This is a genomic window from Belnapia sp. F-4-1, from assembly GCF_000802185.1.
In the GTDB taxonomy this organism is placed as follows: domain Bacteria; phylum Pseudomonadota; class Alphaproteobacteria; order Acetobacterales; family Acetobacteraceae; genus Belnapia.
In genome coordinates, this window is record NZ_KN676113.1 from 1 (window position 1) to 17,695 (window position 17,695).

At 69.6% G+C, this 17,695-nt stretch carries 19 protein-coding genes and 1 tRNA gene; 12 read left to right on the forward strand and 8 right to left on the reverse strand.

Annotated elements, in window-relative coordinates; all coding sequences use genetic code 11:
- Nucleotides 1-283 precede the first annotated feature (283 nt).
- Nucleotides 284-359, forward strand: a tRNA-Gly gene (locus tag LH62_RS00235).
- Nucleotides 360-395: 36 nt separating this feature from the next.
- Nucleotides 396-614, forward strand: coding sequence for a hypothetical protein (locus LH62_RS28875; RefSeq protein ID WP_082012260.1), 219 nt, complete (start codon nucleotides 396-398; stop codon nucleotides 612-614).
- A 70-nt stretch (nucleotides 615-684) separates the two neighbouring features.
- On the opposite strand, the gene crcB is transcribed toward LH62_RS28875, so the two are convergent.
- Nucleotides 685-1,056, reverse strand: a complete 372-nt coding sequence (gene crcB, locus LH62_RS00245) for a fluoride efflux transporter CrcB (protein WP_043358453.1) — start codon at nucleotides 1,054-1,056, stop codon at nucleotides 685-687.
- Between the two features lie 211 nt (nucleotides 1,057-1,267).
- Here crcB and ilvD point away from each other — a divergent pair, with 211 nt between their 5' ends.
- A complete protein-coding gene (gene ilvD / locus LH62_RS00250) occupies nucleotides 1,268-3,124 on the forward strand; it encodes a dihydroxy-acid dehydratase (protein ID WP_043364864.1) in 1,857 nt (618 codons plus the stop codon).
- 41 nt (nucleotides 3,125-3,165) lie between these two features.
- On the opposite strand, the gene LH62_RS00255 is transcribed toward ilvD, so the two are convergent.
- Nucleotides 3,166-4,503, reverse strand: a complete 1,338-nt coding sequence (locus LH62_RS00255) for an LLM class flavin-dependent oxidoreductase (RefSeq protein ID WP_043358456.1) — start codon at nucleotides 4,501-4,503, stop codon at nucleotides 3,166-3,168.
- Between the two features lie 191 nt (nucleotides 4,504-4,694).
- Between LH62_RS00255 and LH62_RS00260 the strand changes: the two genes are divergently transcribed.
- From LH62_RS00260 to LH62_RS00270, 3 genes are read left to right on the forward strand one after another with little or no spacing between them, the layout of a single operon-like run.
- Nucleotides 4,695-6,263, forward strand: coding sequence for an ABC transporter substrate-binding protein (locus LH62_RS00260; protein ID WP_043358458.1), 1,569 nt, complete (start codon nucleotides 4,695-4,697; stop codon nucleotides 6,261-6,263).
- Between the two features lie 3 nt (nucleotides 6,264-6,266).
- Nucleotides 6,267-6,620, forward strand: a complete 354-nt coding sequence (locus tag LH62_RS00265; RefSeq protein WP_043358460.1) for a Lin0512 family protein — start codon at nucleotides 6,267-6,269, stop codon at nucleotides 6,618-6,620.
- Nucleotides 6,617-6,958, forward strand: a complete 342-nt coding sequence (locus tag LH62_RS00270; RefSeq protein WP_043358462.1) for a Lin0512 family protein — start codon at nucleotides 6,617-6,619, stop codon at nucleotides 6,956-6,958. Before LH62_RS00265 ends, LH62_RS00270 begins: the two co-directional genes overlap by 4 nt.
- Here the strand turns inward: LH62_RS00270 and LH62_RS00275 are convergent.
- Genes LH62_RS00275 through LH62_RS30025 form a run of 4 tightly spaced genes read right to left on the reverse strand, consistent with a single transcriptional unit; the run spans nucleotide 6,933 to nucleotide 9,575 of the window.
- Nucleotides 6,933-7,664, reverse strand: coding sequence for an N-formylglutamate amidohydrolase (locus tag LH62_RS00275; protein WP_043358465.1), 732 nt, complete (start codon nucleotides 7,662-7,664; stop codon nucleotides 6,933-6,935). The genes LH62_RS00270 and LH62_RS00275 overlap by 26 nt on opposite strands.
- Nucleotides 7,661-8,467 (reverse strand): transglutaminase family protein, encoded by an 807-nt coding sequence (locus tag LH62_RS00280; RefSeq protein WP_043358467.1) that lies wholly within the window; start codon nucleotides 8,465-8,467, stop codon nucleotides 7,661-7,663. The genes LH62_RS00275 and LH62_RS00280 overlap by 4 nt, the downstream gene beginning before the upstream one ends.
- A 21-nt stretch (nucleotides 8,468-8,488) precedes the next feature.
- Nucleotides 8,489-9,379: a transglutaminase family protein gene (locus LH62_RS00285; RefSeq protein ID WP_043358470.1), complete on the reverse strand. Its 891-nt coding sequence runs from the start codon at nucleotides 9,377-9,379 to the stop codon at nucleotides 8,489-8,491.
- 4 nt (nucleotides 9,380-9,383) lie between these two features.
- A complete protein-coding gene (locus LH62_RS30025) occupies nucleotides 9,384-9,575 on the reverse strand; it encodes a hypothetical protein (RefSeq protein WP_144404315.1) in 192 nt (63 codons plus the stop codon).
- Nucleotides 9,576-9,644: 69 nt separating this feature from the next.
- On the opposite strand from LH62_RS30025, the gene LH62_RS00290 reads away from it, so the two are divergent.
- A complete protein-coding gene (locus LH62_RS00290; RefSeq protein WP_043358472.1) occupies nucleotides 9,645-10,100 on the forward strand; it encodes a DUF6481 family protein in 456 nt (151 codons plus the stop codon).
- A 3-nt stretch (nucleotides 10,101-10,103) separates the two neighbouring features.
- Here the strand turns inward: LH62_RS00290 and LH62_RS00295 are convergent, their stop codons facing one another.
- Nucleotides 10,104-11,729 (reverse strand): NAD(P)/FAD-dependent oxidoreductase, encoded by a 1,626-nt coding sequence (locus tag LH62_RS00295; RefSeq protein ID WP_043358474.1) that lies wholly within the window; start codon nucleotides 11,727-11,729, stop codon nucleotides 10,104-10,106.
- A gap of 102 nt (nucleotides 11,730-11,831) precedes the next feature.
- On the opposite strand from LH62_RS00295, the gene LH62_RS00300 reads away from it, so the two are divergent.
- Nucleotides 11,832-12,518, forward strand: a complete 687-nt coding sequence (locus LH62_RS00300; RefSeq protein ID WP_043358476.1) for a substrate-binding domain-containing protein — start codon at nucleotides 11,832-11,834, stop codon at nucleotides 12,516-12,518.
- Between the two features lie 4 nt (nucleotides 12,519-12,522).
- On the opposite strand, the gene LH62_RS00305 is transcribed toward LH62_RS00300, so the two are convergent.
- Nucleotides 12,523-13,317 (reverse strand): IclR family transcriptional regulator, encoded by a 795-nt coding sequence (locus LH62_RS00305; protein ID WP_052213533.1) that lies wholly within the window; start codon nucleotides 13,315-13,317, stop codon nucleotides 12,523-12,525.
- A gap of 95 nt (nucleotides 13,318-13,412) precedes the next feature.
- Here LH62_RS00305 and LH62_RS00310 point away from each other — a divergent pair, with 95 nt between their 5' ends.
- The 4 genes from LH62_RS00310 to hmgA are packed head-to-tail and all read left to right on the forward strand — an operon-like array spanning nucleotide 13,413 to nucleotide 17,690.
- Entirely contained in the window at nucleotides 13,413-15,083 is a 1,671-nt protein-coding gene (locus tag LH62_RS00310; RefSeq protein WP_043358479.1) for an FAD-dependent oxidoreductase, read from the forward strand.
- Between the two features lie 9 nt (nucleotides 15,084-15,092).
- Nucleotides 15,093-15,320 carry a DUF2783 domain-containing protein gene (locus tag LH62_RS00315; protein WP_043358482.1) on the forward strand — a complete coding sequence of 76 codons (228 nt, stop codon included), beginning with the start codon at nucleotides 15,093-15,095 and terminating at the stop codon, nucleotides 15,318-15,320.
- Nucleotides 15,321-15,344: 24 nt separating this feature from the next.
- On the forward strand, nucleotides 15,345-16,325 hold the full coding sequence (locus tag LH62_RS00320; RefSeq protein ID WP_043358484.1) for an MBL fold metallo-hydrolase: 981 nt from the start codon (nucleotides 15,345-15,347) through the stop codon (nucleotides 16,323-16,325).
- 15 nt (nucleotides 16,326-16,340) lie between these two features.
- The gene (gene hmgA, locus LH62_RS00325) at nucleotides 16,341-17,690 is read left to right on the forward strand and encodes a homogentisate 1,2-dioxygenase (RefSeq protein ID WP_043358486.1); all 1,350 of its coding nucleotides are present in this window, start codon (nucleotides 16,341-16,343) and stop codon (nucleotides 17,688-17,690) included.
- The last annotated feature ends 5 nt before the right edge of the window (nucleotides 17,691-17,695 follow it).

Sequence of the window (17,695 nt, forward strand, 5' to 3'; positions counted from 1 at the left end):
ATGGTCGACGTGCCCGATCGTCCCAATGTTGCAGTGCGGCTTGTTCCGCTCAAACTTCGCCTTCGCCATTGCCCGGCTCCGCTATCCCGTCTGGTCGTGTCGCTTGCCCGAGGCCCGTCCGGCGGACAGGGAGCCGCCGCCTGAATTCCCCCGCAAAACCACGCGGGATATAGGCACAATTCTCGGCAATACCAGCCAGCACCCTTGCCGGCCGGCGCGGCTGGCCCTATCAGGAAGCGTGAACGGGGTCAACGCTGGCTGGTGGCCAGCCCTTGTTCCACGGGCGGACGTAGCTCAGCTGGTAGAGCGTCAGATTTCCAATCTGAATGTCGCGAGTTCGAACCTCGTCGTCCGCTCCAGCCCTCCGCCTTCCGCCGCCGGGTCTGCGCCAGGACATGGAGCAGGACCCGCATCTCGCCCGAAACCCGGACATCGCCCGCGCCCATCCGCTGGATGGAGCGGAGGATGTTGCGCGGCGTCCGATCGTCGCCGCACCGCTTCATCAGCCGGGCCAGGCTACCCGGGGTTTCGCCGAGGGCCATGAGCTCAGCCTGGAACCAGGCGGCGCCGTTCTGACTGGGATCGGGGTCGGGCACGAAGGCATCTCCGGCTGAAGGTCGACCGTTCGGGTGGTCCGATGCCGAAGCTTGCTCAATCGATACGATATAGCAACCGAAATCCGCCTTATCCCTGCCCGAACCAGTAGCCGAGCGCCACGGCCCCGAGGCAGACCAGGACCGAGAGCCCAATATTGGCAAGCGCCAGATCCATTCTTCCCTTCTGGATCAGCTCCAGGGTCTGCAGGCTGAAGGAGGAAAAGGTGGTGAAGCCGCCGCAAAGCCCGACCATGACGAAGGCCCGCATTTCCGCCGGCACCGCCCAGCGCCCCTCCATCGTCAGCGCCCCGAACCAGCCGATGACGAAGGAGCCGAGGATGTTGATGAACACCGTCGCCCAGGGAAAGACCGGTCCGAAGAGCGGGAAGGTCGCCAGGACGAGCCAGTAGCGCGCCATGCCGCCGAGCGCGCTGCCGACAGCCACCCAGGCATAGGTCATCGAGTTTCCGCTCCTCGCCTCCGCCGGAAAGGGCCGGGCTGGCACCGAGCACGACCGGCGGCCGTGCGGGGCCAGGGTTCATCGGCGCCCGCAGCGGCTGAAGGACCCCCTGCCCCATGCCGTCAGCTTAGGCCAGGGATGCGCCACGGCGAAGGGGTGGCCGCCGACACGGCTTGGTAATATGGAAGCCACGTTCGAGAAGGACCGTCCGATGCCGCACTACCGTTCCCGCACCACCACCCATGGCCGCAACATGGCCGGCGCTCGGGGCCTTTGGCGCGCCACCGGCATGAAGGACGGGGATTTCGGCAAGCCGATCATCGCAGTGGTCAACAGCTTCACCCAATTCGTCCCCGGCCATGTCCATCTGAAGGACCTCGGTCAGCTGGTCGCTCGGGAGATCGAGGCGGCGGGCGGCGTCGCCAAGGAATTCAACACCATCGCGGTGGATGACGGCATCGCCATGGGGCATGACGGCATGCTCTACAGCCTGCCCTCCCGCGACCTCATCGCCGACAGCGTCGAGTACATGGTCAACGCGCATTGCGCCGATGCCATGGTCTGCATCTCCAACTGCGACAAGATCACGCCGGGGATGCTGATGGCGACCATGCGCCTCAACATCCCGACCATCTTCGTCTCCGGTGGGCCGATGGAAGCCGGCAAGGTGGTGCATCGCGGGCAGAAGCGCTCGGTCGATCTGATCGACGCCATGATCGTCGCCGCCGACCCCAATGTGACGGATGAGGAGGTGGCCGTCATCGAGCGTTCGGCCTGCCCGACCTGCGGCTCCTGCTCCGGCATGTTCACCGCCAATTCGATGAACTGCCTGACGGAGGCGCTGGGCCTCGCCCTGCCCGGCAACGGCACGGTCGTGGCGACGCATGCTGACCGCAAGGCGCTCTTCCTCGAGGCGGGGCGGAAGATCGTCGAGATCACCCGGGCGCATTACGAGACGGAGGACTTCTCCGTCCTGCCGCGCAGCATCGCCACCATGACGGCCTTCGAGAACGCGATGACGCTCGACATCGCCATGGGCGGCTCCACCAACACCGTGCTGCACCTGCTGGCGGCGGCGCATGAGGGCGGCGTCGGCTTCACCATGCAGGATATCGACCGGCTCTCGCGCCGGGTGCCGGTGCTCTGCAAGGTGGCTCCCTCGGTCGCCAACGTGCATGTGGAGGACGTCCACCGGGCGGGTGGCATCATGGGCATCCTCGGCGAGCTCGACCGCGCGGGGCTGATCGACACCTCCGTCAGCCGGGTCGATGCACCGAGCCTCGCCGAGGCGCTGGCGCGGTGGGACGTGCACCGGACGGCGGACGACAAGGTTCGGCACTTCTTCCAGGCGGCGCCGGGCGGCATCCCGACCACGGTCGCCTTCAGCCAGGGCGAGCGCTGGGAAAGCCTCGACACGGACCGCGCCGGCGGCGTGATCCGCGACAAGGAGCATGCCTTCTCGCAGGATGGCGGCCTTGCGGTGCTCTACGGCAACCTGGCCGAAGAGGGCTGCATCGTGAAGACGGCGGGCGTCGATGCCAGCATCCTCGCCTTCTCCGGCCCGGCACGGGTCTTCGAGAGCCAGGATGCGGCGGTCGAGGGCATCCTCGGCGGCGCGGTGCAGCCGGGCGATGTGGTGCTGGTGCGCTATGAAGGGCCGCGCGGCGGGCCGGGGATGCAGGAGATGCTGTATCCGACGAGCTACCTGAAGTCGAAGGGGCTCGGGAAGGTCTGCGCCCTGGTGACGGATGGGCGCTTCTCCGGCGGCTCCTCGGGGCTGTCCATCGGGCATCTGTCGCCCGAGGCGGCGGAGGGCGGGCTGGTCGGGCTGGTCGAGGATGGCGACCGGATCGAGATCGACATCCCGAACCGGCGCATCAACCTCGCCGTGCCGGATGCGGTGCTGGCCGAGCGCCGCGCTGCCATGGAGGCGAAGGGTGCGGCCGCCTGGCAGCCGGCGCAGCCGCGCAAGCGCCAGGTCTCGACCGCGCTGCAGGCCTATGCGGCGATGGTGACCAGCGCGGCGCGCGGCGCGGTACGCGATCTGAAGGGCGTGCGGCGGCGCTAACCCTCACCCCGGGCCAGGCGGGGAGGCGGTGGCGCGCATGCTTATCCGCGTGCCGCCGCGTAGCGGTTGGCCGGCATGGGCACGCCAAGGTTCTCGCGCAGCGTCGTCCCCTCGTATTCGGTGCGGAACATGCCGCGCCGGCGCAGCTCCGGCAGCACCAGCTCGACGAAATCGTCGAGGCCGACCGGCAGCACCGGCGGGCAGATGTTGAACCCGTCCGCCGCGCCAGCCGCGACCCACTCCTCCATGTCGTCGACGATGCTTTCCGGCGTGCCCACCACCACGCGGCCGCCGAAGCCGGCGGCGATGCGGCTGTAAAGCTGGCGGATGGAGAGGTTCTCGCGCCGCGCCAAGTCGAGCGCCATGCGTGCCATGCTGCGGATGCGCGGATCCTGCGGCTCCGGCACCGGCCCGTCGAGGTCGTAGCCGCTGAGGTCGCCCATCTGGCCGTAGAGGTAGGAGAGGCCAAGCTCCGGCGCGACGAGGTCATTCAGCTGGTCGAGCTTCGCCTGCGCCTCGGCCTGAGTGCGGCCGATGAAATAGGTGATGCCGGGCATCACCTTCAGATCGTCCCAGTCACGGCCGTATTTGGCAAGCCGCCCCTTGAGCTTGGCGTAGTAGTCGCGCGCCGCCTCCAGCGTATGCGACGCTGAATAGACGACATCGGCGCTGCGCGCGGCGATCTCCAGCCCCTGCTCCGAGGCGCCGGCCTGCACCAGGATCGGCCGGCCCTGCGGTGTGCGGGCGACGGTCAGCGGGCCGCGCACCTTGAAATGCTTGCCCTTGTGGTCGAGCACATGGAGCTTCGACTGATCGAAGAAGATGCCGCTGGCCTTGTCGTGAACCAGCGCATCGCCCTCCCAGGAATCCCAGAGCCCCTTCACCACCTCGACGAATTCGGCGGCGCGCTCGTAGCGCAGGTCGTATTCCATGTGCTGGTCGCGGTTGAAATTCCACGCCTCCGCCTCCGACCAGGAGGTGACGATGTTCCAGCCGGCGCGGCCGCCGCTCAGATGGTCGAGGGAGGCCCATTTGCGAGCGATGTGGAAGGGTTCGTTGTAGGTGGTGGAGGCAGTGGCGACGAGGCCGATGCGGCTGGTCAGCCCGGCGAGCGCCGAGAGCAGGGTCAGCGGCTCCAGCTCCGCCGTCTGGTGCGAGCGGCAGAGGGCGCCCGGCGGGTCGTCCCGGGTGCGCAGCCCGATGCCGTCGGCGAGGAAGAGCATGTCGAGCTTCGCTGCCTCCGCCGTGCGGGCGATGCGGAGGAAGTGGCTCAACTTGGAAGCGGCGCCGGGATCGGCCTCCGGGTGGCGCCAGGCCGCGGCGTGGTAGCCGAGGTAACGCATCGAAAGGCCGAGCTTGATGGGCTTGCGGGTGCTCATACGGATCCTGGGTCGCTGCCGGCCGGCATGATGCGCTGCGGCGCGGGTGGCGCAAGCACCAAGCGCCCGACATCCGGCCTCGGCGATACGGCCGCTGCCTGGATTTGTGGCAGGCATTGCAGCGACGGGCCAGCGGGAGGACACTCGTCGCCAAGGCCCGTCCAAGGGCCGGTCACGGAGGAGTGCCGAGGATGCGACGCCGCCAATTGCTGGCTGCCCTGCCCGCCGGCCTTGCCCTGCCGGCGCTCGCCGCCGAGCCGCGGGTGCTGGTCCATGTGCCGCAGGCCAACCTCACCAGCCTCGACCCGGTCTGGACCACGGCGGTCGTCACCCGCAATGCCGCGCACCTGCTCTTCGAGACGCTCTACGGGCGCGACGAGGCGCTGAACCCACAGCCGCAGATGGTCGAGGGGCATCGCGTGGAGGATGGAGCGCGGCGCTGGACGATGCGGCTGCGCGAGGGCCTGCGCTTCCATACCGGCGAGCCGGTGCTGGCACGGGACTGCATCGCCTCGCTGCGCCGCTGGATGGTGCGCGACCCGATCGGCCAGACCATCGCCGCCCGGCTCGACGCCCTGGAGGCGCCGGATGACCGCACCCTGGCCTGGCGGCTGAACAAGCCCTTCGCTTCCCTCCCCTATGCCCTGGCGAAGACCCAGCCGAGCCCCGTCATCATGCCCGAGCGCGTGGCGCGGACCGACCCTTTCCGGCAAATCACTGAAATCACCGGCAGCGGCCCCTTCCGCTGGGTAGCGGAGGAGTATGTGCCGGGCAGCCGTGCCGTCTTCGCCCGCTTCGATGCCTACCGGCCGCGCGAGGAGCCCGCCAGCTACGCCGCCGGCGGCTATCGGGTGATGGTGGACCGCGTCGAGTGGCGCATCATCCCCGATGCGGGGACGGCGGCGAATGCGCTGATCAACGGCGAGGTGGACTGGGTCGACCAGCCCTTGCCCGACCTGCTGCCGCGGCTGAAGCGGGCGCGGGGCGTCACGGTCGGGGCGCTCGACCAGTACGGCACCTTCGGCGCGTTCCGGCCGAACCACCTGCATGGCGCCACGGCCAATCCGGGCGTCCGCCGCGCCATGCTGGCGGCGATCGACCAGGTGGAGGTGATGACGGCGGTGATGGGCGAGGACCGCTCGCTCTTCCGTGCCCCGGTCGGCTTCTTCCTGCCCGGCACGCCCTCGGCCAGCGAGGCCGGGATGGAGGCGGTACGGCGCCGCCGCAGCCCGGACGAGATCAGGCGGATGCTGGCCGAGGCCGGCTATGGCGGCGAGCGCATCCTGCTGATGCACCCGACCGATCAGACCTTCTACGACGCCATGTCGAGCGTCGCGGCCGCGGCCTGGCGCGCGGTCGGCCTCAACATCGACGACCAGGCGATGGACTGGGGCACCGTCGTCCAGCGCCGCACCAGCATGGAGCCGCTGGAGCGCGGCGGCTGGTCCGTCTTCCCGGCCGGCTACCCGGCGGCGGAGTACCGCGACCCGGTCTTCGCTTCCAACATCCGTGGCAACGGCCGGGGTGCCTGGTTCGGCTGGCCGGAGGATGCCGAGCTCGAGGCGATGCGAGACCGCTGGATGGAGGGTACCGACGAGGCGGAGCTGCGCCGGCTCGACCAGGCGATCCAGCGCCGCGCCTTCGAGACCGTGCCCTTCATCCCGCTCGGCCAGTACCTGCCGCCGGCGGCCTGGCGGAGCAGCCTCAAGGGCCTGCTGAAAGGCCCGGTGCCGGTGTTCTGGAATGTGGAGAAAGGGTAGCACATGCCGATGAAACGCATGGTGCTGGAGCTCGGCATGGGGACCGATATCCGTGGCACCGACTATACCAAGGCCGCGGTGCGGGCGCTGCGCGATGCGCTCTGGCACAACTCCCTCACCATCACCCATGCGCTCGGACTGCATGTCGACAGCATGGAGGTGGAGGTGCGGATTGGCGTGCCGAAGCCCGAGCAGGTCGATAAGGATGCCGTGCTGGCCGTGCTGCCGCATGGCACCGGCACGGTGACGGTGGTGGAAGGCGGGCTCGAGATCCCGAACGAGGCGGGCACCGGCTCCACCGTCATGGCCCATGCCGCCGCTATCGTCCGGCTGGACCTGCCGGAGCGGCCGGCATGACCGCACGGCGCGTGATCCTGGAGATGGGCGCCGGCAACGACCTCCACGGCGGCGACTATACCAAGGCGGCGCTGCGGGCGGTGCAGGATGCGCTGCACCACTCCTCCCTGACCATGCTGCGCTCGCTGAAGGTCGACCCGAAGACCATGCTGGTCGATGTCACCATCGGCGTGCAGCAGCCGGAGCGCGTCGATGCCGAGCGGGTGCGGGCCTCGCTGCCGCATGGCATCGTCACGGTGCGGGTGGTGAAGGGCGGGCTCGACGTGCCGGATGACGAGGGCAGCGACGTGGCGGTGATCGCCAGCGCCGCCATCAGCGTGAGGCTTGAACTGCCCTGAGCGCCGGCACGAGGCGCGCCGCCCAGGCTTCCACGCCCGCGTCATCGGCCAGCAGGTCCTGCCGTACCTCGACCAGCGCCGCTGGCAGGCCGCGCGCATCGCCATGCACCGGCACGGTGTAGTCGTGCTCGGGCTCGATCCGGTAGGGCTCGTTGTCGCCGATCACCAGCGCCCGGTCGGCGGCCAGGGCCTCGATCAACCCGCGTCCGAGCGCCGCCGCCCCGGCATAGAGCAGGCCGGCATGCCAGGGGCGGCGCACGCCCTGATAGACCGGGGTGAAGCTGTGCACGCCGATGACGATGGCAGGCCCGCCGCGCCGTGCATCGAGGCAAGCGGCGACGGCGTCGTGGAAGGGCCGGAAATAGCGCTTCTGTCGGGCCGCGACCTCCTCGGCCGGAAGGTCCAGGTTGCCGGGGATGTCGGTATCCTCGCTGCGGAGCGGGATGGAGGTCGGCGCCCCGAGCGGCCGGTTGCAGTCGATCAGCAGCCGCGAATAGCCGGACAGGAAGAGCGGTGCATCCAGCCGCTCCGAGAGCAGCCGGGCCAGCGCCGCCGCCCCGATATCCCAGGCGATATGCCGCGCTAGGTCTGCCGGCCCCAGTCCGAGCCCGGCATAGGAATCGGGGATATGGTTCGAAGCGTGCTCGCAAAGCAGGACGAAGGGCGAAGCGCCCTCCGGGTTGAGCGTGGTGACCGCCGGCCTCACCCCGGGATCTCGTCGGTCACCACCTGGAAATCCACCAGCATGCAGGGGCCGAAGCTGGTGCTGATCGCCACATCGGTCGCATCGCGGCCGCGCGCCATCAGGATGCGGCCGATGCGCGGCTGGTTGTTGCGGGCATCGAAAGTGTGCCACTCGCCGCCGAGATAGACCTCGAACCAGGCCGCGAAATCCATCGGCCCGCCCGGCGGCACGCCGATATCGCCGAGCCAGCCGGTGCAGTAGCGCGCCGGGATGTTGAGGCAGCGGCAGAAGGCGACCGCCAGGTGGGCATAATCGCGGCAGACGCCGCGGCGATCCATATAGGCGCCCCAGGCCGTGCGCTGGGAGTTCGCATGCTCGTAGCCGAAGGTGATGTGGTTGTGGACCCAGTCGCAGATCGCCTGCACCCGGGCCCAGCCCGGCTGCGTGCCGGCGAAGAGCGACCAGGCTGTGTCCGACAGCCGATCCGTCTCGCAATAGCGGCTGCCGAGCAGGAAGACGATCGCCTCGTCCGGCAGCTCCTCCAGCGGATGCTGCATCGCCTCGGGCACCACCCGGTCCCAGGTGCCCGGATCGCGCATCACCAGGTCGGCCGAGATGGTCAGCCGCCCCGCCGGCGCGGTGACGCGCGTGCAGAGGTTGCCGAAGCCGTCATTGTACTGCCGCGCCGGAACGGGCGGATCGAAGAAGATCTCGTGCGGCGACTCCAGATCCGTCAAGCGGGAGGGATGCGGGCTGACCATCAGCAGCATCGGGGTCGGCTGTGGGCAGTCATAGACGATCTGGTAGCCGGCGCGGATGCGCATGGGCGGGATCCTTAGCTGAGATCAGGGACGGGACGGCGCATTCGGCACCGCTTCCGTGACGGTAACATCGACGCTCATGCCGAGGCTGTCGGCGGGGAAGCCGGTCCAGCTGCCATGCAGCGGCACCGCCTGGCGGTGGTCACGGGCAACGGCGACGCGGATCAGGTCGCGGTTGCCGATGATGCCGTTGGTCGGATCGAGTTCCACCCAGCCGGCGCCGGGGACATAGACGCGCAGCCAGGCATGGGTGGCGCCGCCGCCGATCCGCCCGCCTTCGCGTGGCACGTAGAGGTAGCCGGTGACGAAGCGGGCGGCGAAGCCAAGGGCGCGCACTGCCTCGATCATCAGCACGGCGAAGTCGCGGCAGGAGCCGCTGCCGAGGCGAAGCGTCGCCAGCGGCTCCTGCACGCCCTTCTCCTGGCGCGACACGTAGGTGAAGCGGGCGCGGATCGCATGGGTGATGCCGGCCAGCAGCTCCCGCGTTCCGGTCGGGCCGTCCTTGCGCAGGAATTGCCGTGCCCAGCGATCCAGCTCGCCGTCCGGATCCGGATATTGCCGCTCGATGGAGCGGGAAAGGTCAGGCATCTCCTCCACCGCATAGGAGAAGGGATAGGTCTCGGCTCCCTCGCCAGCCGGCAGCTCCAGCGCATTGCCCGGCGAATGCTCGAGCCGCACCCGGCTGTCGAAGCGGAGTTCGCGCGCACGGCTGGCGAAGCGCGCGACGGCGACGCTGTTGCCGAAGACATCGTGCAGCCAGCGCAGCTCCACCGGCTTCGGCGTGATGATCAGCACTTGGTCGAGCAGGCGCTGATCATGGCCCTCCAGCGGCCGCAGCATCATCCGGTGCTCGCCGAATGCGACCGGCTGGCGGTACCGGTAGGTGGTGACGTGCTGGACGGTCAGGACCGGCATCCGGTCAGCCGAACCGGATCGGAAGGGGCTCGCACATGGTCGGAACTCCGATGCCGCCGGAGGACCGGTCGGTGCGCAGGATCGGCTTTTGGGGTTGATCCGGAGATAGAACCGCCACGCCTCGCCTGTCGAGGCCGTTCGGCGCGAAACCGTACGCCAGCATGGCTTTCGCCGATTCGTGATGGCTCGGTGCCATGCCGAGACGTCATGGCTCCGGCGCGGTTACCACCTGTACATATGGGCCCTGTTTGAGTAGAAGCGCGCCATGCCCGCCTTTAAACCCGACAATTTCAATGACCGCCTGAGCAACGCCAACAAAGCCCGCCAGGCGCTGATGGACCGCTTCCGCAACCAGCCGAAGCCGGATGACCCCGCGGTTCAGGAGCGGCTGGCGCAGCAGAAGGCGATCGCCGAGGCCCGTGAGGCCCGCATCGCCGAGCGGAAGGCCGCCAAGGAGGCCGAACTCGCCCGCCTCGCCGCCGAGGAAGCCGCCCGTCGCGCCGAGCAGGAGCGCCTTGCCACCGAGGCCCGCCAGCGTGAGATCGAGGAGGCCGCTCGCCGCGCCGAGGAGGCCCGTGCGCTCGCCCTCGAGAATGCCGACCGCGAGACGCGCGCCCAGATCCTCGACAACGAGAAGCGCGAGCGCGCCCTGGCGCTGGCCGCCGAGCAGAAGGCGGCGCGCGACGCGCGCTACGCCGCCCGCAAGGCGCGCAAGAAGTAGGCTTTACTCTGCCGCGGCCGCCGGCATCGCGCCGGTGGAGAGGCGGAAGCCCTCATAGCCCTTCGCCGCGATCTCGGCGCACTTCTCCCGATAGGTGCCGACGCCGCCGATATAGGGCATGAAGACGCGCGGCTTGCCGGGCACATTAGCGCCCATGTACCAGGACGCCGCCTGCGGGTAGAGCGTGCGGTCGGCGACCTCGTTCACGTGGGCGACCCAGGCTTCCTGTGCCTCCGGCGTTGCTTCGATGGTGGCGAGGCCGCGCGCCCGCATATGGGCGAGGCAGTCGCTCAGCCAGTCGACATGCTGCTCGATCGAGACGATCATGTTGGACAGCACGGAGGGGCTGCCCGGCCCGGTGATCATGAACAGGTTGGGGAAGCCCGCCGCCATCAGCCCAAGATAGGTGCGCGGCCCCTCGGCCCATGCCTCGGCGAGGCCGAGATCGCCGCGGCCGCGGATGTTGATGCTGGTCAGCGCCCCGGTCATCGCATCGAACCCGGTGGCGAAGACCAGTGCGTCGAACTCGTGCTCGCCAGAGCAGGTGCGGACCCCGCGCGGGGTGATGGCTTCGATCAGCGCCTCCCTTACGTCCACCAGCGTGACGTTTGGGCGGTTGAAGGTCTCGAAATACTCGGTGTCGACGCAGATGCGCTTGGTGCCAATCGGATAGCCCTTCGGCGCCAGGATTTCCGCAACCTTCGGGTCCTTGACCATGCCGCGGATCTTGCGGCGGACGAATTCCGCCGCCGTGTCGTTCGCCTCCCGGTTGGTGATGAGGTCGCTGAAGGCGCCCATGAAGGCGGTGCCGCCGCGGGCCCACCGCGCCTCGTATTCCGCCTCGCGCTCCTCCGGCGTCACCTCGAGCGCCGACTTTTCGTTGAGGCCGTAGAGGATGCCGGTGCGCATCATACGCGCCTTGGCCCGGTGCGCAGCGTAGTCGGATTTCCACCAGGACTCGTAGTCGTCGTCCATCGGCGCGTTGCGCGAAGGGATGCTGAAATTGGGCGTCCGCTGGAAGACGGTGAGCTGCGCCGCCTGCCGGGCGATCACCGGGATAGCCTGGATGGCGGAGGAGCCGGTGCCGATGACGGCGACGCGCTGGCCGCTGAAATCCACCCCCTCATGCGGCCAGTGGCCGGTATGGTAGGTGGCGCCCTGGAAGCTCTCCAGCCCGGCGATCTCCGGCAGCCTGGCGGTGGAAAGGCAGCCCGTCGCCATGACGCAGTACTGCGCGACATAGCGGTCGCCTCCATCCGTCTCGACGGCCCAGAGTGCGCTCGCCTCGTCATAGGCGGCCCGCGTCACCCGCGTGCGGAAGCGCATGTCGCGCCTGAGGTCCAGCCGCTCCGCCACATGGGCGGCGTAGCGCAGGATCTCCGGCTGCGAGGCGAAGCGCTCCGACCAGCGCCATTCCTGCTGCAGCTCCGGCAGGAAGGAGAAGGAATACTGCATGCTCTCGACATCGCAGCGGGCGCCGGGATAGCGGTTCCAGTACCAGGTGCCGCCCACATCCTCGCCCTGCTCCAGCACCGCGGCCGCGATGCCGAGGCCGCGCAGCCGATGCAGCATGTACATGCCGGCGAAGCCGGCGCCGACGATTACGGCATCGATCCTGGTCTCGGACATGCTTCCTCTCCGGGCCTGTTTCGGCGCTCTGCTTGATCCCTGCCGCCAGCCCGCCACACTCTGCCTCCCGGAGTCAACGCCCACAGGCCGGAGAGGCTGACCATGCTGGAACAACCCCGTGCGCCCGTCCGGCTTTTCTCCACCCTGGCCGTGATGGGGCTGCTGCAGGAGATGCTGCCAGGGCTGGAAGCGGAGATCGGCCAGCCCATCGCTGCCGATTTCGCCCCGACCGCCGCCCTGCTCCGCCGCATCGAGGCGGGTGAGGCGGCTGACCTCGCCATCCTGACGGCGGAGGCTGTGGAGGCGCTAATGACGGAGGGCCGCCTGCTCCCCGGCAGCCGGCGGGACCTCTGCATCTCGCTCATCGGCATGGCGGTGCGGGCCGGGGCGCCGCGGCCCGACATCGCCACGCCGGAGGCCTGCAGGGCGACGCTGCTCAGCGCCCGGTCCATCGCCTATTCGCGTGCGGGGGCGAGCGGCATCTTCTTCGCCGGGCTGATCAAGCGGCTGGGCATCGCCGAGGCGGTGAATGCCAAGGCGACCGTCATCCCGCAGGGGCTGACGGCGGAGCTGGCGGCGCTTGGCGAGGCGGAGATCGCCATCCAGCAGGTGAGCGAGCTGATGGCAGTGCCGGACATCGAGATCGTCGGGCCGCTGCCGGAGGCGCTGAACACGCGGGCGGTCTTCTCCGCCGCGCTGTTCACGGCCGAGGCGGGCGGGCTGCTGGACGCGATCGCCCGGGCGGCGACGCCGGAGCGATTGCGGGCCAAGGGGCTACTGGCGGCCTGAGCCCTTACAACTCCGCGGCCAAGATGCGGGCCGCCTCCGCCACCAGCGCGACGACAGGGCCGTCCGGCGCCACGTTGAGGCGCCCGACCCGGCCGAAGACCGTCAGCGCCAGCAACAGGCGATCGCCCCCGGACTCGAAGACCGGGGCGGAGACGGCGGCCAGCCCCCCATTCCCCTCGTTCTCCACCGTGGCGAAGCCCCGGGCGCGCACCGTGGCCACCAGCCAGTCCAGCTCCGCCATCGAGGCCGGGGCGCAGGGGCGGGCGATGGCGCGGTTCTGCGCCAGTTCCCGCTCGGCCAGCGGGCGGGTCAGGCCGGGCTCGCCGAAGGCGCAGAAGACGAGGCCGGAGGCCGAGTAGGTCATCGGGCAGACATGGCCGGGCGGGACGCTGGCGGCCAGCTCGTGCCGCGCCGCGACCAGGCGCACATGGGTCGGGCCATGGGTGCCCCAGACGGCGGCGGCGGCGGTCTCGCCGGTGCGGGCGGCGATGGCCTCCAGCGCCCGCTCCGCCCGCTTCAACGCGTCGGAGCGGCCGAGCGCGGCAAGGCCGGCGCGCAGCATGAGCGGCCCGAGCTCGTAGCGCGTAGTGGCCGCATCCTGCTCGGCGAGGCCGGCCCGGGCCAAGCTGACCAGGTAGCGATGCGCCTTGGCCGAGGGCATCCCGGCGGCGCGGGCCAGGTCGGCGAGGCGCATCGGCCCGCCGGCCTCGGCCAGGATGCGCAGCAGAAGCCCCGCGACCTCGACCGAGTTTACCCCGCCGCGCGAATCCTCCGACCCAACCTGCCCATCGAACGCCACTTGACGATAACCCCCCTCGCTTAGCTACAATATCCGTAGCGTATTACACAATGCGTAGCAAGATCGGCGACAAGCCGTATCGCGGAGGAGCGGGAATGGACGGCAGCCTGGCCGAGCGGGTGGACTACCAAGCCCTCGTCCTGCCCTATGCGCGTTCGCCTGATCAGGATGCGCCGCGGCCGGTGCGCCACCCCGTCGTCATCGTCGGCGCCGGGCCGGTAGGCCTCGCCGCCGCCATCGACCTGGCGCAGCAGGGCATTCGGGTCGTGCTGCTCGATGAGGATGACAGGCTTTCCACCGGCTCGCGGGCCATCTGCTTCGCCAAGCGCACGCTGGAAATCTTCGACCGGCTTGGCTGCGGCGGGCGCATGGTCGGCCAGGGCATCACCTGGAACCGTGGCAAGGTCTTCTTCCGCGAGGAGCCGGTCTACAGCTTCGACCTGCTGCCGGAGGCGGGGCATCGACGCCCCGCCTTCATCAATCTGCAGCAGTACTACGTCGAAGGATTCCTGCTGGAGCGGGCGCGGGCGCTGCCGCTGATCGACCTGCGTTGGAAGAACCGCGTGACGGGGCTGCAGCCGCAAGGGGATGGCGTGCTGCTCGAGATCGAGACGCCCGAGGGCGGCTACCGGCTGCAGGCCGATTGGCTGGTTGCCGCCGATGGCACGCGCAGCCCGGTCCGCCGCGCCATGGGGTTGGAAAGCAAGGGCCAGACCTTCCGCGACCGCTTCCTCATCGCCGATGTGCGCATGGATGCCCCCTTCCCCGCCGAGCGCTGGTTCTGGTTCGACCCACCCTTCCACCCCAACCATTCGGTGCTGCTGCACCAGCAGCCGGATGGCGTCTGGCGTATCGACTTCCAGCTCGGCTGGGATGCCGACCCGGTGGCGGAGCGCCAGCCGGAACGGGTGATCCCCCGCGTGCGGGCGCTGCTCGGGCCGAAGGTGCGGTTCGATCTGGAATGGGTCAGCGTCTACACCTTCTCCTGCCTGCGAATGGAGCGCTTCCGCCACGGCCGCGTGCTCTTCGCCGGCGACAGCGCGCATGGCGTCTCGCCCTTCGGCGCGCGCGGGGCGAATGGCGGCGTGCAGGATGCGGAGAACCTCGCCTGGAAGCTGGCGCTGGTGGTGCAGGGCCAGGCGCCGGCGAGCCTGCTCGACAGCTACGATGCCGAGCGGGTGCAGGCGGCCGACGAGAACATCCTCAACTCCACCCGCAGCACGGATTTCATCACCCCGAAGAACGAGGCGAGCCGGGCCTTCCGCGATGCCGCGCTGGGCCTCGCGCGCGATTGCGCCTTCGCCCGGCGGCTGGTGAACAGCGGGCGGCTCTCCCTGCCCAGCACCTACCGGGACTCACCACTGAACACGCTCGATGCCGAAGCCTTCGACGGGCCGATGCAGCCCGGCGCCCCGGCTGCCGACGCGCCGGTGCGGGCGGGCGGCGAGGAAGGCTGGTTCCTTGCGCAGATCGAGCATGGCGGCTTCACGCTTCTCTGTTTCGGTGAGGCGGCGCCGGAAGATCTCCCCGGCATCGGCGGAAGCCCACTACGACCGTTGCTGGTCGTGCCGGCTGGCGCCGCGCCCGGCAAGGCGGCCGGGCTGCCGGTCATCGAGGATGCCGGCGGGCTGCTCGCCCTCCGTTACGATGCGCGGCCGGGTACCACCTACCTGCTGCGGCCGGACCAGCACGTCGCCGCCCGCTGGCGCCGCTTCGACCCGGCGCTGGTGCACGCCGCGCTGGCCCGCGCCACCGGCCAGGGCTGAAAGGGCGCCATGCTGAACACCGAGCTCAACATCGCCGCGCCGGACGACTTCTATGAGGCGCTGGTCGCGCTGCACCGCGACCTGACGCCGGAGCAAAGCAGCCTCGTCAATGCCAGGCTGATCCTGCTCCTGGCGAACCATGTCGGCGATGCCACCGTTCTGCGCCAGGCTATGGCCAAGGCCCGCGAGGGCATCGGCCCCGCCGGGCAGGATGCCACCCTGCGCACCACCGCCTGAGCCCCACCGAGAGGACGAGTCCCCATGTCAGGCTTCGCCAGCACCACGGACCTTGCCGACAAGAATGTTTCTTTCGAGGAACTCGGCCCCGGCCTTTATGGCTGGACGGCGGAGGGCGACCCCAATTCGGGCGTGGTCATCGGCGATGATGGCGTGCTCGTCGTCGATGCCCAGGCGACGCCCGCAATGGCGCGCGACGTCATCGCCCGCATCCGGCAGGTGACCGACAAGCCCGTCCGCCATGTGGTGCTGAGCCACTACCACGCCGTCCGCGTGCTCGGCGCCTCGGGCTATGAAGGGGCGGAGATCATCGCCTCCGACGCCACGCGGGACCTGATCGTCGAGCGCGGACAGCAGGACATGGACAGCGAAATCGGCCGCTTCCCGCGCCTGTTCCGCGGCAAGGAAAGCATCCCCGGCCTCACCTGGCCGCATGTCGTCTTCCACAAGCGGATGACGCTGTGGATGGGCCGGCGCGAGGTGCAGATCATCCACATTGGCCGCAGCCATACGGCGGGCGATACGGTGGTTTGGCTGCCGAAGGAGCGGGTGCTCTTCGCCGGCGACACCGTGGAATTCGGCGCGACGCCCTATTGCGGCGATGCGCATTTCACCGACTGGCCGGCGACGCTGGCCGCCGTGCGAGCGCTTGGCGCCGAGAAGCTGGTGCCCGGCCGCGGCCGCAGCTTGATGAACCGCGCCGAGGTCGAGGAGGGCATCGCCGGCACCATCGCCTTCACCTCGGACCTCTTCAGCATCGCCAAGGCGGGCGTCGCCAAGGGCGCCACGTTGAAGCAGGTCTATGACGAGGCCATGGCGGCGATGCGACCCAAATATGGGCAATGGGTGATCTTCGAGCATTGCATGCCCTTCGATGTGAGCCGCGCCTATGACGAGGCGCAGGGCATCGACCACCCGCGCATCTGGACCGCCGAGCGCGACATCGAGATGTGGCAGGCGCTGGAGCAGGGCAGCACCATGAAATCCGCCGAAGCGCAGTCCTGAGGGAGAGCGGTAGAGATGAACCTCGTCCAGCCCTTCACCGCCGCCGGCGCGGGCACGGCGGAGCCGGCCTATCTCTCTGGCTTCGGCAACCAATTCGAAACGGAGGCGCTGCCGGGCGCCCTGCCGGTTGGCCGCAACTCGCCGCAGCGCTGCCCCTACGGGCTCTATGCCGAACAGCTCAGCGGCTCGCCCTTCACCGCGCCGCGGGCGGCGAATGAGCGGAGCTGGCTCTACCGCATCCGTCCGACGGTCGCGAATTGGGGGCAGTTCCGCCGCATCGATCCTGGCCAGTGGCGCACCGCGCCCTGTGCGGAGGTGGAGGTGCCGCCGGCGCCGATGCGCTGGAGCCCGGTGCCGATCCCGGAGCGGGGCCTGTCGCTCATCGAGGGGATGCACACCGTCACCACGGCGGGCGATGCCGGCAGCCAAGCCGGGATGGCGGCGCATCTCTACTTCGCCACCCGCTCCATGGAGGACGAGTATTTCTACAACGCCGATGCCGAGATGTTGCTGGTGCCCCAGCAGGGCGCGCTGCGGCTGGCGACCGAGTTCGGCCTGATCGACATCGCGCCGGGCGAGATCGCGGTGATTCCGCGCGGCGTCAAATTCCGCGCGGAGCTCCGCGGCGGCCCCGCGCGCGGCTATGTCTGCGAGAATTACGGCGGCGCCCTCGCCCTGCCGGAGCGCGGGCCGATCGGCGCCAATTGCCTCGCCAATCCGCGCGACTTCCTCACCCCCGTCGCCGCCTATGAAGACCGCGAGGTGCCGAGCCGGCTGACGGTGAAGTGGGGCGGCACCCTCTGGGCGGCGGAGATCCCCGCCTCGCCGCTCGACGTGGTGGCCTGGCACGGCAACTACGCGCCCTACAAGTATGACCTCCGCCGCTACTCGCCGGTCGGGCCGGTGCTCTTCGACCATGCCGACCCGTCGATCTTCACCGTCCTCACCTCGCCGAGCGACACGCCCGGCACGGCAAACATCGACTTCGTCATCTTCCCCGAGCGCTGGATGGTGGCGGAGAACACCTTCCGCCCGCCCTGGTACCACATGAACGTCATGTCGGAGTTCATGGGGCTGATCTACGGCGTTTATGACGCCAAGACGGGCGGCGGCTTCGCCCCGGGCGGCTTCTCGCTGCACAACACCATGCTGCCGCACGGGCCGGACATGTCCGCCTTCGAGGGGGCGAGCAAGGCGGAGCTGAAGCCGCACAAGCTGGAAGGCACGTTGGCCTTCATGTTCGAGACGCGCTTCATGCAGCGCGTCACCGCCTATGCCGCCGGCCTGCCGGAGTTGCAGCGCGATTACGGCGAGTACGGCCAGGCGCTGCAGCGCCATTTCGACCCCAACCGGCGCGAGTGGTGAGCCGC

Bases quoted from the DNA above. Each gene is read 5' to 3' on its own strand.
- LH62_RS00300 (WP_043358476.1), top strand. From the start codon at position 11,832: ATGCTGGAACAACCCCGTGCGCCCGTCCGGCTTTTCTCCACCCTGGCC.
- LH62_RS30025 (WP_144404315.1), bottom strand. From the start codon at position 9,575: ATGGCACCGAGCCATCACGAATCGGCGAAAGCCATGCTGGCGTACGGT.
- LH62_RS00295 (WP_043358474.1), bottom strand. From the start codon at position 11,729: ATGTCCGAGACCAGGATCGATGCCGTAATCGTCGGCGCCGGCTTCGCC.
- ilvD (WP_043364864.1), top strand. From the start codon at position 1,268: ATGCCGCACTACCGTTCCCGCACCACCACCCATGGCCGCAACATGGCC.
- LH62_RS00315 (WP_043358482.1), top strand. From the start codon at position 15,093: ATGCTGAACACCGAGCTCAACATCGCCGCGCCGGACGACTTCTATGAG.
- LH62_RS00310 (WP_043358479.1), top strand. From the start codon at position 13,413: ATGGACGGCAGCCTGGCCGAGCGGGTGGACTACCAAGCCCTCGTCCTG.
- LH62_RS00255 (WP_043358456.1), bottom strand. From the start codon at position 4,503: ATGAGCACCCGCAAGCCCATCAAGCTCGGCCTTTCGATGCGTTACCTC.
- LH62_RS00320 (WP_043358484.1), top strand. From the start codon at position 15,345: ATGTCAGGCTTCGCCAGCACCACGGACCTTGCCGACAAGAATGTTTCT.
- LH62_RS28875 (WP_082012260.1), top strand. From the start codon at position 396: ATGGAGCAGGACCCGCATCTCGCCCGAAACCCGGACATCGCCCGCGCC.
- LH62_RS00265 (WP_043358460.1), top strand. From the start codon at position 6,267: ATGCCGATGAAACGCATGGTGCTGGAGCTCGGCATGGGGACCGATATC.
- LH62_RS00290 (WP_043358472.1), top strand. From the start codon at position 9,645: ATGCCCGCCTTTAAACCCGACAATTTCAATGACCGCCTGAGCAACGCC.
- hmgA (WP_043358486.1), top strand. From the start codon at position 16,341: ATGAACCTCGTCCAGCCCTTCACCGCCGCCGGCGCGGGCACGGCGGAG.
- LH62_RS00260 (WP_043358458.1), top strand. From the start codon at position 4,695: ATGCGACGCCGCCAATTGCTGGCTGCCCTGCCCGCCGGCCTTGCCCTG.
- LH62_RS00270 (WP_043358462.1), top strand. From the start codon at position 6,617: ATGACCGCACGGCGCGTGATCCTGGAGATGGGCGCCGGCAACGACCTC.
- LH62_RS00280 (WP_043358467.1), bottom strand. From the start codon at position 8,467: ATGCGCATCCGCGCCGGCTACCAGATCGTCTATGACTGCCCACAGCCG.
- LH62_RS00285 (WP_043358470.1), bottom strand. From the start codon at position 9,379: ATGCCGGTCCTGACCGTCCAGCACGTCACCACCTACCGGTACCGCCAG.
- crcB (WP_043358453.1), bottom strand. From the start codon at position 1,056: ATGACCTATGCCTGGGTGGCTGTCGGCAGCGCGCTCGGCGGCATGGCG.